This window comes from Streptomyces seoulensis (assembly GCF_022846655.1).
GTDB lineage: Bacteria > Actinomycetota > Actinomycetes > Streptomycetales > Streptomycetaceae > Streptomyces.
Map to the genome: position 1 here is coordinate 5,131,328 of NZ_AP025667.1, position 14,380 is coordinate 5,145,707.

Sequence of the window (14,380 nt, forward strand, 5' to 3'; positions counted from 1 at the left end):
CCCCTCCGCACCCGAGCTTTCGTGAGCGTAGCGTGACTGGAGAGTCGCGGTGTGCGAACAACGGGGCACCACCCGCATGCGCACCCCTGTGCGGGGCGGCTCCGGCGCCTCACCCGGTTCGCTCAGCGTGACCGGTCGCGGGAGTCAACTCCGGTAAACGCCAAGGGCGTAGGGGATTCGCCCGGACGGCCGAACACCCTCGGTCAGGGCGGGTGCGGGTCTTTCAGGACCGGGAGGAGTGCCTGGCGTGTCAACTTCCAGCCGTCGTCGTGTCGTTCGACATAGCCAAGCGCTCGAAGCTCGTACAGCCGGGCGACCGCCTCCTCGCGGGTGGTGCGCGCCTCGCGGGCGACCTCCTCGGGCCCGGCCGGGCGGGCGGCCGGCAGCGCGGCGAGCACGGCCGCCGCATCCGGGGCGAGCAGATCGCGTGGCAGTACCGGGCCACGCCGGGGCGGGGCCAGTTCGCCGATCTCGCCGACGAGTTCGACCACGTCCGCCGCGTCGGTGACGAGCACCGCCTCACCGCGCAGCAGCTCGTGCACCCCGGCGGAGAGCGCGCTGGTGACGGGTCCGGGCACCCCCATGGTGAATCTGCCGAGCCGCTGGGCGGCGCGCGCCGTGACCAGGGAGCCGCTGCGACAGGCGGCCTCCACGACGACCGTGCCGCGGGTGAGGGCCGCGATCACGCGGTTGCGGACGACGAAGCGGTTCGGTGTCGGATGGTCACCCGGGGGCAACTCCCCGATCACCAGACCCTGTTGGGCGATCCGGTCGATCAGCGCGGTGTGCCCGCGCGGATAGGGCCGGTCCACTCCCGAGGCCAGCACGGCGACGGTGGCGCCGTCCGCCGCGAGGGCGCCCCGGTGCGCGGCGCCGTCGACCCCGTAGGCCCCGCCGGAGACGACCACCCACCCCCGTTCCGCCAGCCCGGCGGCGAGTGTGGCGGCCACATGGGCGCCGTACTCGGTGCAGGCACGCGCCCCCACGACCGCCACGGACCTCAGCGCCCACATCCGCAGTCCGGGCCGCCCGCGCACCCACAGGCCCACCGGGCGTCCGTCGCCCAGGTCGTCGAGCTGGGCGGGCCACTCGGTGTCCCCCGGACACACGAACCGTGTCCCGCCCGCCCGCGCCGCCGCCAGGTCCGCTTCCGGCTCGGCGCGCGCGGCTCGGGCCAGCAGGCCGCGCCAGCGGGTGCCGCTCACCCCGGGCAGGGGCTCGCCGCCCTCCCGCAGTCGCCGCACCGTCTCCGGCACCCCGAACTGCCTCAGCCATCTGCCCCCGATGTCGTCGCCGGGTTCGATGACGCGGGTGAGGAAGACCCGGCCCATCCGCTCGGACTCCCCCGCCGTCATGCCAGGGCCCCGATGGCCATGGGGACGCCGCGCGGGACGCCGGTGCGCAGTTGCAGCGCGAGGGCGACGTCACCGGCGTCCGGGCGGTCGTGTCCGACGAGGTCGGCGACGGTCCACGCCACCCGCAGCACCCGGTCGATGCCGCGCGCGGTGAGCACGCCCCGCTCCAGATTGCGCTCGGCGTCGTCCATGGCACCCGCCACGGCGTGGAAGCGGCTGCGCAGCTCCCGCCCGGGCACCTCGCTGTTGGTCCCCCACGGGGTCCCGGCCAGCCGGGCCGCCGCCCGCTGCCGGGCCTCTCGCACCCGGTCGGCCACGGTCGCGGTGGACTCGCCGCGCGCGCCGGGGTCGGTGAGCTGGGCGCGGGTGACCGCGTCCACCTCGACCCGCAGGTCCACCCGGTCCAGCAGCGGGCCGGAGAGCCGGGACTGGTAGCGCCGGATAGCCGAGGGCGGGCAGTCGCACAGGGAGTCGCGCTGCGAGAACCGCCCGCACGGGCAGGGGTTGGCCGCGAGCACCATCAGGAACCGCGCCGGGAACCGCACCACCCCCGCACTGCGCGCGATCACCACGTGCCCGGACTCCAGCGGCTGTCGCAGCGCGTCCAGGGTCTGGCTGTGGAACTCGGGCGCCTCGTCCAGGAACAACACGCCCCGGTGGGCCAGGGAGACGGCTCCGGGCCGGGCGATGCCGGGGCCGCCGCCGACGAGCGACTGCATGGTGGCCGAGTGGTGCGGGGCGCAGTAGGGCGCCACGTCGATCAGCGGCTTGCCCGGTGGCAGCAGCCCGGCCACCGAGTGCACGGCGGTGACCTCCAGCGAGTCCTGCCGGGTCAGCGGGGGCAGGACGGCGGGCAGGCGCTCGGCGAGCATCGTCTTGCCCGCGCCCGGCGGGCCTTCGAGGAAGAGATGGTGGCCGCCTGCCGCGGCCACCTCCACGGCGGTGCGCGCCGAGGTCTGGCCCACCACGTCGGCCAGGTCGTGGCCCAGGTCGTGCTGGGCGGCGCCGACGCTGTGCATTCCGGTGGCCGAACCGGTGCCGGGCATCCGGAGGCCGGCGAGGAGCGGGTCGGGCCGCCCGGGGGCGTCCGGTTCCTCCTCGGGCACCGGTTCGTCGGCGAGGACGGCGATCAGTTGCCGCAGGCTGCGTACGCCGAGCACCGACACTCCGGGCACGAGCGCGGCCTCGGCCGCGGCGCACTCCGGCACGACCACCTGTGTGTACCCGGCGTCGGCGGCGGCCAGCACGGCGGGGAGGATGCCCCGGACCGGCCGGACCCGGCCGTCGAGACCGAGTTCACCGATCATGACGATGTCGGCGAGCACCCTGGGGTCGATGCGCTCGGCGGCACCGAGCACGGCACTGGCGACGGCGAGATCGAATCCCGAGCCGGCCTTGGGCACCGAGGCCGGGCTGAGCCCGACGGTGAGTTTCTTCTGCGGCCACTCGCCGCCGGAGTTCACCACGGCGGCCCGGACCCGGTCCCGGCTCTCCGAAAGGCTCTTGTCCGGCAGGCCCACCAGGGTGAAGGCGGCCACTCCGGGCTCCAGGTCGGCCTGGACCTCGACGAGGACTCCCTCGACGCCGACCAGGGCCACCGAGCAGGTGCGGGCGAATCCCATTCAGGCCACCCCCCGCGCATGCTCCACGGCGGGCGCCCCGCGCCGGGGCAGCAGCACCCCGACCAGGTCGACCCGGACCCCGCCGGGCGGTGCTCCGCCGTGCGTATGGACCCAGCGCTCGGCCAGGTCCAGCAGCCGCCGGGCCTTCTCCGGCGTGACGGCGGCCATCGGGTGCTGGAAGCCCCCGCCCCTGCGGGTCTTCACCTCGCAGACGACCAGCGTGCCGCCGTCCCGCGCGACGATGTCGATCTCACCGGAGCGCCCGCAGCGCCAGTTGCGCTCCAGGATGCTCATCCCGGCCTCGGTCAGCCGCCGCGCGGCCAGATCCTCGCCGTACCTGCCCAGTCCACTGCGTTCCTTGCTCATGTCGGCACCACCTCCGGCACCCACCGTGGCGGGGCGTGCCGAAAGAAGTGGATCTTGGTGGATGGAGCCGCCGTTGTGGATATCTCCGCCACCCGTACGGGTGACTCACCACCGCTTCACCAGCGGGGATCACCCGCTGGGCAGCTCCAGATCACTCTTGTTCAGCTCCTCGATGTTCACGTCCTTGAACGTCAACACCCGGACCTGCTTGACGAACCGGGCCGGGCGGTACATGTCCCACACCCAGGCGTCCGCCATCGTCACCTCGAAGAACACCTCACCCTGAACCGAGTGCACCTGCATCTCGTAGTCATTGGTGAGGTAGAAGCGCCGTTCCGTCTCGATCACGTATTTGAACAGACCGACGACATCTCGGTACTCCCGGTAGAGCTTCAGCTCCATCTCGGTCTCGTACTTCTCGAGGTCCTCGGCGCTCATGGCATGTTCCCCTTCAGCCGTGCGATCCCCCCATTGTGCGCCAGTCCGGCGAACCCTCAGACGATTTCCGTGTCGAGGGTCACGGGTCTGGCCGGGGGACCCTCGTCGAGCAGCGTGCGCAGCAGCCCGGCGAGTCTGGTCGGATACACCGTCTCATGCGCCTGCTCGAGTTCCCGACACGTCCACCAGCGCGCTCCCGACACGCTGCGCCGCTCCAGCTCCGTCAGTCCCGCCGCCGCGGTGGCCGTCTGCTCCGTACGGGCCAGGTAGTACCACTCGTCCTGGTCCCAGCGGCGCCCGGCGAACGGGAAGGAGCACCGGCGGTGCCACAGCACCGGGCCCAGTTCGACCTCGGTGATGCCGGTCTCCTCGGTCAGCTCCCTGAGCGCGGCCTGCTCACGTGTCTCGGCACCCTCCACACCGCCGCCGGGCGTGAACCACCAGTCGTCGGCCTGGTCGTCCGGCTCGTGGCCGTGCAGCAGCAGGATGCGGTCCTCGGGGTCCAGCAGCACCACACGGGCGACCTTGCGCAGCCCACCCGGGCAGGTATCCGGGGCCTCAGCCGACATGGGCGGGCTCCGGCTCGGTACGCGTGCGGGAACGGCCCACGCGGGCAGCGACCGGACCGTAGGCGGCACCGCCCAGCACCAGCACCGCACCGGCGACGATCATCACCTCGATGAGCGGCAGCGGCCCCTGCCGCGACACCGGCCCCAGCACCTCGAAGCCGGACGGCAGGGCGAGCATGCCCTTCATCGGCCAGATCACCGAGTCGACGCGAGCGGCCACCGCACCTCGGCTCACCGTGCCCTCGGCCGCGTCGGTGAGGTGGGCGGTGGAGTCCAGCGAGCCCTGCCGCTCGTCACCGAGCAGGAAGAGGCGGCCCTTGGGCACGGTCACCGTCGGAAAGCCCTTGATCTCGGCCGGGGTGCCCTCGGGCAGGTAGGGCTCGTCGACCGGCTTGCCGTTGACCGTGAGCTTGCCGTCGGTGCAGCAGGCGACGGTGTCCCCGCCGACCGCGACCACCCGCTTGACCACGTCGGCACCGGTCACCCAGGTCTTGTCGCTGAACACGACCACGTCACCCCGGCGCACGTCCGCGCCGTCGACCCGCTGGGCCAGCACCCGGTCCCCGGCGTCGATGGTCGGGGCCATCGAGCTGGTCGGCACGATGTAGGGCCGGTAGGTCACGGCCGCCCAGCCGAAGCCGGCCAGGAAGAGCAGGAGGCCCACGGCCACCGCCACACCCGACAGCACTTGGCCGAGGCCCCCCTTGGAACCCGCGCCTGCGGCACTTCCCATGTCGTCTCCCGGTCCCCTCCGCCGGGATGGCCCGGCCTGCCACGATCCGCTCTTGGTAGCACACCGGCCCGGAAAGCCGCGAGGGCGGTGTCCCCCGTCGACCGGTTCTTCACCGGGTCTTCCGGGAAACACCGCCCTCGGCGATGCCCGTGGATCACACCTCGCGCGCGGCCCCGGCGGCGGGGCGGGTGCCCTTGCGGCGGCGCCACACGGCCACCGGCAGCACGCCCGCGACGGCGGCCGCGCCCGGCGCGTACGGCAGCGAGGCGGCCGCGGAGCTCTGCTTGTCCAGACCCGGCTGGTCGAAGGTGTCCGGGATCGGCAGGGTGCCCCAGCGGTTGATGGGCCACGCCTTCACGATCGCGCGTCCGACCACGTCCTTGACCGGCACCATGCCGTGGTTCTCGTCGGTCTGGTTGTACCGCGAGTCACGCGAGTTCTGGCGGTGGTCGCCCATCACCCAGATGTAGCCCTTGGGCACCTTGACCTTGAACTGGCCGCCCTGGTCGTCCACGCTGCACGGCGTGTTGCCCGGGTACACGTACGGCTCGTCCAGCGCCTTGCCGTTGACCTTCAGCGGGCTGCTGCCCTCGCACTCGACCGTGTCGCCGCCGACCCCGATCACGCGCTTGATGAGGTCCTTCTCCTCGGCGGACGGCATCAGACCGATCCAGCTCAGCGCCTTCTGCACCGCGTTCTGCTCCGGCGTCGGCTCGCCCGCCAGCCACTGGGCGGGGTCGTGGAACACGACGACCTCGCCGCGCTCGGGCTCGGAGCCGAACCAGGGGGTGAGCTTGTCCACCAGGACGCGGTCACCCTGCTGGAGGGTGTTCTGCATCGAGTCGGAGGGGATCGAGAACGCCTGCACCAGGAACGTCTTGATCAGCAGGGCCAGGACCAGCGCGATGCCGATCAGGATCGGCAGTTCCTTCCAGAAGGAGCGCTGCTTCTCCGGCCGGCGCGCAGCACCGCCGCTGCCGCCGCCTTCCTCGGTCCGCGGGGGCCGGCCGGGCGGCGTGCCGTCACCGGCCGCCGCGAAGCCGTTCCCGGAGTTCACGGCGCCGTCCGGGGCCGAGGCGTCGGACCCCACGGGGTGCCCGCGGTGCTCCTCGCCGTCGTGCCCCGACCGTGCGCCAACCGCCACATCCCCCACGCCAACTCCTTACTCTGTGCTGCCGCCTGCCCCATACACGGTGCAGGCCCACCACTCCCATAACGAGCGGGAGTTCCGCAGGGGTCGGGAGCTGGGTCAGTCCGTTCGGGTCGTCGGGGGCAACACTATGCGACCGGGCGGGGGCCGCACTCGTCCCGGACGCCGCGTCGGTGACGCTTGCGAAGGTTTTAGGTTCGTCCAGGCGCGTCCAGTGCGCGAAGGGCCAGCCGATGAGCATGGCCCGGCCGACGACCGACTCCTCGGCGACCGTCCCGCCGTACGACGTGTTCTGGTGGAAGCGGGAGTCGGCGGAGTTGCCCCGGTGGTCACCCATCACCCACAGGCGGCCCTTGGGCACGGTGATGTCGAAGGAGGTCGCGGAGGGCGCGTTCCCGGGATAGATGTAGGCGCCCTCGGTGAGCGGGACGCCGTTGACCGTGACCCGGCCCTCGGCGTCGCAGCACTTCACATGGTCGCCGCCGACCCCGATGACCCGCTTGATCAGGTCCTTCTCGTTGTCGGAGGGCAGCAGGCCGATGAAGGTCAGCCCCTCCTTGAACTGCTTGACCCCGACCGGGTCGTTCTTCTTCGGCGTCTCCTCGCCGGTCAGCCAGCCGCCCGGGTCGTGGAAGACCACCACGTCACCGCGGGACGGCCTGGAGCCGAACCACGGCGTGAACTTGTCGACCAGCACCCGGTCGCCGATCCGGATCGTCTGCTCCATCGAACCGGACGGGATCACGAACGCCTGGACCAGGAAGGTCTTCAGCACCAGCGCGATCAGCACGGCGACGCCGAGCAGCAGCGGGATCTCCCGCACCGCCGAACGCCGGCGCTTGCGCTTCACCTTGCGCTGGAGCCTGCGCCGCTCCGCCCGCGAACGGCCGGCGCTCGGCCGGGCGGTCCGGCGGGCGCCGGTGGGCAGCAGATTCTCGGCGGCCGCGCCGGACACCCCGCGCGGCCTTGCCCGGTTACCCATGCGCGGCCTCCGCGGCAGGTACGTGCGCGTAGGCGCCGGGGCGCTCGATGCGCGTCCAGTGGCCGTACGGCCAGACGATCCAGTCGGCGCGGCCCACCACGTCCTCCACCGGGACCATGCCGCCGCCGGGCGAGCCGAGGTGGTCGCGGGAGTCGCTGGAGCGGGCCCGGTGATCACCGAGCAGGAAGAGGCGGCCGTCGGGCACCACCACGTCGAAGGGCACGTCGGACGCGCTGTTCCCTGGATAGAGGAACCCCGTCTCGTCGACCGGGTGGCCGTTCACCTCGATCCTCCCCTCCCTGTCGCAGCAGACCACATGGTCGCCTCCCACCCCTACAACGCGCTTGACGTAGTCGGAGTGCCCGAAGTAGCCGGTCCCGTCGAACACCACCACGTCACCGCGGTCCGGCCGGGCACCGAAACGGTATGCCAACTTGTTTACGAGCACGCGGTCCCCGACCCTCAATCCGCGCTCCATGGAACCGCTCGGAATATCGAACGGCCGCACCACGAAGGTGCTCAGGAGCAGCATGAGGACCAGGCAGGTGAAGAGGGCCAGGGTGAACCGGCCGCCCGGCACCCGCTCCGCGAGCGGGGCCACCAACGCGAAACGCGACCGGCCCCGCGCACCCGGTGTACCGGGTGGGCGGGAGCGGTCGCGTTGCGTCGGCTGTGCTTCGGTGTCCATCGGGGCCAGATGCTATCCGGCCCCGCCATGACTCCGGGCAGGCGCTCAGTTGTCGCGCTTCTCCTTGATCTTCGCGGCCTTGCCGCGCAGCTCACGGAGGTAGTACAGCTTCGCGCGACGCACGTCACCGCGGGTGACGAGCTCGATCTTCTCGACGATCGGGGTGTGCACCGGGAAGGTGCGCTCGACGCCGACGGAGAAGGAGACCTTGCGGACCGTGAAGGTCTCGCGGACGCCCGAACCCTGGCGGCGGATCACGACGCCCTTGAACTGCTGCACACGCGAGCGGTTGCCCTCGATGACGCGGACGTGCACGTTGACGGTGTCACCCGGGCGGAAGGCCGGGACGTCGGTGCGCAGCGACGCGGAGTCGACGGTGTCGAGCAGGTGAGACATTTCGTCTGCTTTCTTCGCTGATGCCACAGGTCATCAACGGAACTAGATGTTCGAAGAGGTCGGCCGTGCGAGTCGGAACGGGCGTCGTGTCCCCCTGTGGCAGGGGCGCACGCCGGACGGACGCACAACAGCGCCCTATTGTTCCACGCCGTCGGTCCTGCGCCAAAATCGCCCGAACGGGTGCCCCTCCGGGTCCGGGGCCCAGCCCAGGATGGAGAGCATCTCCCGGTCCTTCTTGTCGAGCGTCGCGGGGTCGCAGCGCTCGATCAGGTCGGGCCGGTTGGCGGTGGTCCGGCGCATCGCCTCGTCCCGCCGCCAGCGCGCGATCTTCCCGTGGTGGCCGCTGAGCAGCACCTCGGGGATGTCCCGGCCGCGCCACTCGGGCGGCTTGGTGTAGACGGGCCCCTCCAGGAGGTTGGCCATCGCGCCGGGGGCGAAGGAGTCGTCCCGGTGGGACTCGGCGTTGCCCAGCACACCGGGCAGCAGCCGCGCCACGGCCTCGGTGACGACCAGGACGGCCGCCTCGCCGCCCGCGAGGACGTAGTCCCCGATGGACACCTCGTAGACCGGCATCCGGGTCGCGTACTCGTCCGTCACCCGGCGGTCGATGCCCTCGTACCGGGCCGGGGTGAAGATCAGCCAGGGGCGCGCCGACAGCTCGACGGCGAGTTCCTGGGTGAAAGGGCGGCCGCTCGGGGTCGGCACGATGAGGGCGGGGCTGTGCGCGCCGGACTCGTAGCCGTCGGCCAGGACCGTGTCCAGGGCGTCGCCCCAGGGCTCGGTCTTCATGACCATGCCGGGGCCGCCGCCGTAAGGGGTGTCGTCGACCGTGTTGTGCCGGTCGTAGGTCCAGGAGCGCAGGTCGTGGACGTTCACGTCGAGCCGGCCGCGCGCGCGGGCCTTGCCGACGAGGGAGACGTTCAGCGGTTCCAGGTACTCCGGGAAGATCGTGACGACGTCGAGCCTCATGCGCCCTCGTCCTCGTCCCGTGCCGAAGCGATCTCGGCGCGGTCGTCGATCAGGCCGGGCGGCGGGGTGATGACCGCCTTCTGCTCCGCCAGATCGATCTCGCTGACGATCTCCTCCACGAACGGGATCAGCACCTCGCTGCCGTCGGGGCGCTCCACGATGAACAGGTCCTGGGAGGGCAGGTGGGAGATCTCGGTGATCCGACCGACCTCCGTACCGTCCTCGGTGACCACGTCGAGGTCGATGAGCTGATGGTCGTAGTACTCGTCCTCGTCCTCCGGCATCTCCTCCGGATCGACGTCGGCGATCAGCAGCGTGTTGCGCAGCGCCTCGGCGGCGGTGCGGTCGCCGACGCCCTCGAAGCGCAGGAGGAGGCGGCCGCTGTGCACGCGGCCGGAGGCGATGGTGAGCGGCCCGACGGAAGCCGGGTCGGTGGCCAGGACGGCGCCCGGTCCGAGCCGCGACTCCGGCTCGTCGGTACGCACCTCGACGGTGACCTCACCCTTGATGCCATGAGCACGGCCGATCCGTGCGACTACCAACTGCACGAGTACAGATCTCCTGTCATACGACTGCGGGCCGGGGACGGCCCAGTGGCCCTCCCCGGCCCGAGCCGGTTGCTATGAAGCGTCAGCGGACGTGGTCCACGTCGACGAGGTCGACACGGACACCGCGGCCGCCGATGGCGCCCACGACGGTACGCAGAGCGCGCGCGGTGCGGCCGTTGCGGCCGATCACCTTACCGAGGTCGTCGGGGTGGACCCTGACCTCCAGCACGCGCCCGCGGCGCAGGTCACGCGAGGCGACCTGCACATCGTCGGGGTTGTCGACGATGCCCTTCACGAGGTGCTCAAGCGCCTCTTCGAGCATGCTGCTCAGGCCTCGGTCGACTCGGCGGACTCAGCAGCCGCCTCGTCCTTCTTCTCAGCCTTCTTCTTCTGGGTGATGGCCTCACCCTTGTTCTCGTCGTCGGAGCCCAGGGCCTCGAACGACGGGCGCGCGGGCTTCGGCGCAGCGACGAGCAGCGGCGCGGGGGCCGGCTCGCCCTTGAACTTCTGCCAGTCGCCGGTCTTCTTCAGAATGGCGAGCACCGGCTCGGTCGGCTGCGCGCCGACGCTCAGCCAGTAGGCGGCGCGCTCGGCGTCCACCTCGATGACCGACGGGTTGTAGGTCGGGTGGTACTTGCCGATCTCCTCGATGGCCCGGCCGTCACGGCGGGTACGGGAGTCGGCGACGACGATGCGGTAGTGAGGCGAACGGATCTTGCCCAGACGCTTCAGCTTGATCTTGACTGCCACGGGAGTGAGTTCTCCTGGTTTTGACGTGTGTTGGGCACGGCGGAGTTGCCGCGTGGGGTTGCGGTACCCGAGTGCCCGATGGACGCGTCAGCCGGAGGAGAGAGGGGTCCTGTGCGACTGTCGAGTACAGCTAGCCATTGTGCCACACCCGGAGGGTCGCTCCCGGCCAGGGGGCGGGCCCGCTCCCGGGCATGACGAGGGGGCACCCGGCGCCGGGACCTGGCGCGTCGGGTGCTGCCCGGCATCACGGAGCCTTGCGGCCGTGCGCGCGGTGGTGCGGCTGCCACGAACAGCCGCACCACTAGCTCGCCGCGGCCACCGCCTCCGGGATACGGAACGGCTTGCCGCAGCCACCGCACATGATCGGCGCCTGCGCCAGGACCGAGGGGACCACCCGGACGTTGCGGCCGCAGTCGCAGACCGCCTTGACGCGGACGCCGCCCCCGGAGGAGCCGTGCCGCGCCGCCGGACCCCGGAAGGTGCGCGAGGTGTCGGAGGAGGTGGCCACCGTGTGCGCCTTCAGCGCGCGCTGGAGGCGGTCGATGGTCGGACGGTAGCGCCGCTTGGCCTCGGGGTTGAGCGTGACCAGTGAGAAACCGCTGCTCGGGTGCGGCTCGTCGGGGTGGTCCAGGCCCAGCTCCTCGGCGATGGCGAGGAAACGGCGGTTGTGGTAGCGGCCGGCCCGGGAGGTGTCGCGCACCCCTCGGGACGCTGCGATGCCGTGCACCGCCTCGTGCAGCAGCCGCTCGAAGGAGAGCTCGTGTCCGCACGCGGACGACGACTCCCCGATCAGGGATTCCGGTGCGGCGAGGTCGGGCAGCTCGGGGTGGTACCGCTGAATGTCGGCCCACGCCTGCGCCAGCTCCGCGGCGAGAACAGGTGGTGTCTGTGTCGTGCTCACGTAATGACAACGAGCGGGGGTGCCGCTGTGTTCCTATTCCGGGGCATCTCAAATAATTTGCACCTACCCGTCAGTTGTCGCCGATGCGTCCTGACGAGGGCGGGTCCGCCGATTCACGGAGAAGCCTCTCAGCTCATCCCAAGCCGGTGCGTAGCCGAACGTACGGTTCCCGGCGGGCGCGGGACCGATGCCACCGCAGGTGCCGCACGTTACCCGGTGTCCCCGGGCACTCCCGCACCCGGTGGCGCGCTCCGGATTGCGGGGGCGTGAATTCGAGCCACACGCGCCATCCGGCGGCAAGCCGGGCCCCACGACCACTGGACGACTCGGCGAGCCGGGAGTTACCTGGCATACGTGGAAAGTGCGCACGCACGGCACACGGGGGCCACACACCGTGCACACGACGGACAGCCGGCGGATTGGGGCGCTACCTATGACACCTACGCTCGTGCGGGAGCACCTGGCCCACGCGGGTTCCGCACCACCCCGCGTGAACCCCCGCAAACGCGCGCGCGACTGGTCGGAGATCCAGGAGCGGATGCTTCTCCCGCTCCACGAGACCGTCCACGAGCGCCTCGAAGTGGGACCGGGCACCCGCCTGCTGGGCCTCGGCTGCGGCTCCGGGCTCGCCCTGCTGCTGGCGGCCGCCAAGGGCGCGGCCGTCACCGGCGTCGACTCCCGCCCCGAACACCTCGCCCTCGCCCGCGAACGTCTGGACCCGGACGGCCCCCTGGACGCCCGGCTGGTGCACGCGGACTCCCCCGCCGACGCGGCCGGCCCCGGGACATCCCCGTACACCCTCGTGACCGCCTACGAGACGGTCGGCGCCCTCGACGACTCCGACGGCCCGGGTGACACCCTCGCCGCCGCGCTGCCGCTGGCCGCGCGCGGGGCCGCCGTGGTGCTGGCCGGATGGGGCCCGCCCGAGCGGTGCGCCACCTCCACCGTGCTGCGGGTGGCCGCCAAGCTCGCCGAGCCGCGGCGCGGCTGGCGGCCGGCCCGGCGCGACGACCTGGAGGAGGTCGCGCTGCGCGCCGGGCTGAAGCCGGACGGCTCCGGCCGGGTGGCCTGCCCGTTCGGCTACGCCGACACCGACAGCGCGGTGCGCGGGCTGGTGTCGACCGGGCTGTTCGACGCGGCCATCGCGGCGACGGACCGCAAGCAGGTCGCCAAGGAACTGACCGAGTCCCTGCACCCCTACCGCCGCCCGGACGGGACGGTGTGGATGCCGAACGTCTTCCGCTACCTGATAGCCCGCGTGCCCTAGGGGGCACCCCCTACGCGCGAGGGCGCCCCCTCACGAAGAAGGGGCGCCCTCGGCACGTACGAGCCTGTTTCAGCCCATGAACTTCTTGAACTCGTCCGGCAGTTCGAAGTCCTTGCCGCCCTGCTGGGGCAGTCCGAGCGCGTTGCCGCCCTGCGCGGCGGCCTCGCGGCGCTGGGCCTCCTCCAGCTCCTGCTGCTGGCGCTTCATCGGGTTGCCCGAACGCTGCTTGCCCTTGGCCTTCTTGGGCTGCTTCTTGGTGCGGCCGGGGCCGCCACCCATGCCCGGCATCCCCGGCATGCCCGGCATCCCGCCGCCCTGGGCCATGCGGGACATCATCTTGCGCGCCTCGAAGAACCGCTCCACCAGGCCCTTCACCGCGCTGACCTCGACGCCGGAACCCTTGGCGATACGGGCGCGGCGGGAGCCGTTGATGATGTTCGGGTCGGTGCGCTCGGCCGGGGTCATCGACTTGATGATGGCGGCCGTGCGGTCCACGTCCCGCTCGTCGATGTTGTTGATCTGGTCCTTGATCTGGCCCATGCCCGGGAGCATGCCGAGCAGCTTGCTGATGCTGCCCATCTTCCTGACCTGCTCCATCTGGGACAGGAAGTCGTCCAGGGTGAAGTCCTGGCCCTTCTTCGACGCCAGCTTCGAGGCCATCTTCTCGGCCTCTTCCTGACTGAACGTCTTCTCCGCCTGCTCGATCAGGGTGAGGAGGTCACCCATGTCGAGGATGCGGGAGGCCATCCGGTCGGGGTGGAACGCGTCGAACTCGTCCAGCTTCTCGCCGTTGGAGGCGAACATGATCGGCTTGCCGGTGATCTGCCGGATCGACAGGGCGGCACCACCGCGGGCGTCACCGTCGAGCTTGGAGAGCACCACGCCGTCGAAGCCGACGCCGTCGCGGAACGCCTCGGCGGTGTTGACCGCGTCCTGGCCGATCATGGCGTCGACGACGAAGAGGATCTCGTCCGGGGAGACCGCGTCGCGGATGTCCGCGGCCTGCTGCATCATCTCCTGGTCGATGCCCAGGCGGCCGGCGGTGTCCACGATCACGATGTCGTGGACCTTGGCCTTGGCGAACTCGATGGAGTCCTTGGCGACCTTGACCGGGTCGCCCACGCCGTTGCCCGGCTCGGGGGCGTACACCGAGACACCGGCGCGCTCGGCGACGACGCTGAGCTGGTTCACGGCGTTGGGGCGCTGGAGGTCACAGGCGACCAGCAGCGGGGAGTGGCCCTGCGCCTTGAGCCACAGGCCGAGCTTGCCCGCGAGGGTGGTCTTACCGGCACCCTGGAGACCGGCCAGCATGATCACGGTCGGCGGCTGCTTGGCGAACCGCAGTCGGCGGGTCTCGCCGCCGAGGATCGTCACCAGCTCTTCGTTGACGACCTTGAGCACCTGCTGGGCGGGGTTCAGCGCCCTGGAGACCTCGGCGCCGAGGGCGCGCTCCTTGACGTTCTTGATGAACGACCGGACGACAGGCAGGGCCACGTCGGCTTCGAGGAGCGCGATGCGGATCTCGCGTGCCGTGGCGTCGACGTCCGCCTCGGTCAGCAGACCCTTGCCCCGGAGAGACTTGAAAGTCGCTGACAGGCGGTCGGAGAGAGTATCGAACACGGCGGCGTCGGTCCTCGGGGTCGGAG

17 protein-coding genes are annotated in these 14,380 nt (G+C 71.5%); 1 reads left to right on the forward strand and 16 read right to left on the reverse strand.

The window, feature by feature from the left end:
* Positions 1–203: 203 nt before the first annotated feature.
* The 15 genes from dprA to HEK131_RS23620 form a co-directional block, all read right to left on the reverse strand.
* Entirely contained in the window at positions 204–1,355 is a 1,152-nt protein-coding gene (gene dprA / locus HEK131_RS23550; protein ID WP_244336932.1) for a DNA-processing protein DprA, read from the reverse strand.
* Positions 1,352–2,977, reverse strand: coding sequence for a YifB family Mg chelatase-like AAA ATPase (locus tag HEK131_RS23555; protein WP_217464806.1), 1,626 nt, complete (start codon positions 2,975–2,977; stop codon positions 1,352–1,354). The genes dprA and HEK131_RS23555 overlap by 4 nt, the downstream gene beginning before the upstream one ends.
* Complete coding sequence (locus HEK131_RS23560; protein ID WP_244336933.1) at positions 2,978–3,343, reverse strand: YraN family protein; 366 nt, start codon at positions 3,341–3,343, stop codon at positions 2,978–2,980. It lies immediately after the preceding gene.
* A gap of 129 nt (positions 3,344–3,472) precedes the next feature.
* Positions 3,473–3,781 carry a DUF2469 domain-containing protein gene (locus HEK131_RS23565; protein ID WP_018544766.1) on the reverse strand — a complete coding sequence of 103 codons (309 nt, stop codon included), beginning with the start codon at positions 3,779–3,781 and terminating at the stop codon, positions 3,473–3,475.
* A gap of 56 nt (positions 3,782–3,837) precedes the next feature.
* Complete coding sequence (locus HEK131_RS23570) at positions 3,838–4,350, reverse strand: NUDIX hydrolase (protein WP_217464804.1); 513 nt, start codon at positions 4,348–4,350, stop codon at positions 3,838–3,840.
* Entirely contained in the window at positions 4,340–5,083 is a 744-nt protein-coding gene (lepB, locus tag HEK131_RS23575; RefSeq protein WP_244336934.1) for a signal peptidase I, read from the reverse strand. The genes HEK131_RS23570 and lepB (HEK131_RS23575) overlap by 11 nt, the downstream gene beginning before the upstream one ends.
* A 154-nt stretch (positions 5,084–5,237) precedes the next feature.
* Complete coding sequence (gene lepB, locus HEK131_RS23580; RefSeq protein ID WP_217464802.1) at positions 5,238–6,173, reverse strand: signal peptidase I; 936 nt, start codon at positions 6,171–6,173, stop codon at positions 5,238–5,240.
* Positions 6,106–7,215 carry a signal peptidase I gene (gene lepB / locus HEK131_RS23585; RefSeq protein WP_217464801.1) on the reverse strand — a complete coding sequence of 370 codons (1,110 nt, stop codon included), beginning with the start codon at positions 7,213–7,215 and terminating at the stop codon, positions 6,106–6,108. Before lepB (HEK131_RS23585) ends, lepB (HEK131_RS23580) begins: the two co-directional genes overlap by 68 nt.
* Positions 7,208–7,903, reverse strand: coding sequence for a signal peptidase I (gene lepB, locus HEK131_RS23590; protein WP_217464800.1), 696 nt, complete (start codon positions 7,901–7,903; stop codon positions 7,208–7,210). Before lepB (HEK131_RS23590) ends, lepB (HEK131_RS23585) begins: the two co-directional genes overlap by 8 nt.
* Positions 7,904–7,948: 45 nt before the next feature.
* Entirely contained in the window at positions 7,949–8,299 is a 351-nt protein-coding gene (rplS, locus tag HEK131_RS23595; protein ID WP_030808575.1) for a 50S ribosomal protein L19, read from the reverse strand.
* Positions 8,300–8,434: 135 nt separating this feature from the next.
* The gene (gene trmD, locus HEK131_RS23600) at positions 8,435–9,268 is read right to left on the reverse strand and encodes a tRNA (guanosine(37)-N1)-methyltransferase TrmD (RefSeq protein ID WP_244336935.1); all 834 of its coding nucleotides are present in this window, start codon (positions 9,266–9,268) and stop codon (positions 8,435–8,437) included.
* Positions 9,265–9,816, reverse strand: a complete 552-nt coding sequence (gene rimM, locus HEK131_RS23605) for a ribosome maturation factor RimM (RefSeq protein ID WP_244336936.1) — start codon at positions 9,814–9,816, stop codon at positions 9,265–9,267. Before rimM ends, trmD begins: the two co-directional genes overlap by 4 nt.
* Before the next feature lie 82 nt (positions 9,817–9,898).
* Positions 9,899–10,138 (reverse strand): RNA-binding protein, encoded by a 240-nt coding sequence (locus HEK131_RS23610; protein WP_005479813.1) that lies wholly within the window; start codon positions 10,136–10,138, stop codon positions 9,899–9,901.
* Between the two features lie 5 nt (positions 10,139–10,143).
* Positions 10,144–10,566, reverse strand: a complete 423-nt coding sequence (gene rpsP, locus HEK131_RS23615; protein WP_217464797.1) for a 30S ribosomal protein S16 — start codon at positions 10,564–10,566, stop codon at positions 10,144–10,146.
* A 301-nt stretch (positions 10,567–10,867) separates the two neighbouring features.
* Positions 10,868–11,467 carry a hypothetical protein gene (locus HEK131_RS23620; protein WP_217464796.1) on the reverse strand — a complete coding sequence of 200 codons (600 nt, stop codon included), beginning with the start codon at positions 11,465–11,467 and terminating at the stop codon, positions 10,868–10,870.
* Between the two features lie 433 nt (positions 11,468–11,900).
* Between HEK131_RS23620 and HEK131_RS23625 the strand changes: the two genes are divergently transcribed.
* Positions 11,901–12,734: a class I SAM-dependent methyltransferase gene (locus tag HEK131_RS23625; RefSeq protein ID WP_244336937.1), complete on the forward strand. Its 834-nt coding sequence runs from the start codon at positions 11,901–11,903 to the stop codon at positions 12,732–12,734.
* Between the two features lie 69 nt (positions 12,735–12,803).
* Here the strand turns inward: HEK131_RS23625 and ffh are convergent, their stop codons facing one another.
* Positions 12,804–14,354, reverse strand: coding sequence for a signal recognition particle protein (gene ffh / locus HEK131_RS23630; RefSeq protein WP_244336938.1), 1,551 nt, complete (start codon positions 14,352–14,354; stop codon positions 12,804–12,806).
* Between the last annotated feature and the right edge of the window lie 26 nt (positions 14,355–14,380).

What these genes read in the sequence shown, in the direction of transcription:
- HEK131_RS23610 (WP_005479813.1), bottom strand. Translation starts at nt 10,138, where the DNA reads ATGCTCGAAGAGGCGCTTGAGCACCTCGTGAAGGGCATCGTCGACAAC.
- HEK131_RS23565 (WP_018544766.1), bottom strand. Translation starts at nt 3,781, where the DNA reads ATGAGCGCCGAGGACCTCGAGAAGTACGAGACCGAGATGGAGCTGAAG.
- trmD (WP_244336935.1), bottom strand. Translation starts at nt 9,268, where the DNA reads ATGAGGCTCGACGTCGTCACGATCTTCCCGGAGTACCTGGAACCGCTG.
- lepB (WP_217464801.1), bottom strand. Translation starts at nt 7,215, where the DNA reads ATGGGTAACCGGGCAAGGCCGCGCGGGGTGTCCGGCGCGGCCGCCGAG.
- HEK131_RS23555 (WP_217464806.1), bottom strand. Translation starts at nt 2,977, where the DNA reads ATGGGATTCGCCCGCACCTGCTCGGTGGCCCTGGTCGGCGTCGAGGGA.
- rplS (WP_030808575.1), bottom strand. Translation starts at nt 8,299, where the DNA reads ATGTCTCACCTGCTCGACACCGTCGACTCCGCGTCGCTGCGCACCGAC.
- HEK131_RS23560 (WP_244336933.1), bottom strand. Translation starts at nt 3,343, where the DNA reads ATGAGCAAGGAACGCAGTGGACTGGGCAGGTACGGCGAGGATCTGGCC.
- HEK131_RS23570 (WP_217464804.1), bottom strand. Translation starts at nt 4,350, where the DNA reads ATGTCGGCTGAGGCCCCGGATACCTGCCCGGGTGGGCTGCGCAAGGTC.
- dprA (WP_244336932.1), bottom strand. Translation starts at nt 1,355, where the DNA reads ATGACGGCGGGGGAGTCCGAGCGGATGGGCCGGGTCTTCCTCACCCGC.
- HEK131_RS23625 (WP_244336937.1), top strand. Translation starts at nt 11,901, where the DNA reads ATGACACCTACGCTCGTGCGGGAGCACCTGGCCCACGCGGGTTCCGCA.
- lepB (WP_244336934.1), bottom strand. Translation starts at nt 5,083, where the DNA reads ATGGGAAGTGCCGCAGGCGCGGGTTCCAAGGGGGGCCTCGGCCAAGTG.
- lepB (WP_217464800.1), bottom strand. Translation starts at nt 7,903, where the DNA reads ATGGACACCGAAGCACAGCCGACGCAACGCGACCGCTCCCGCCCACCC.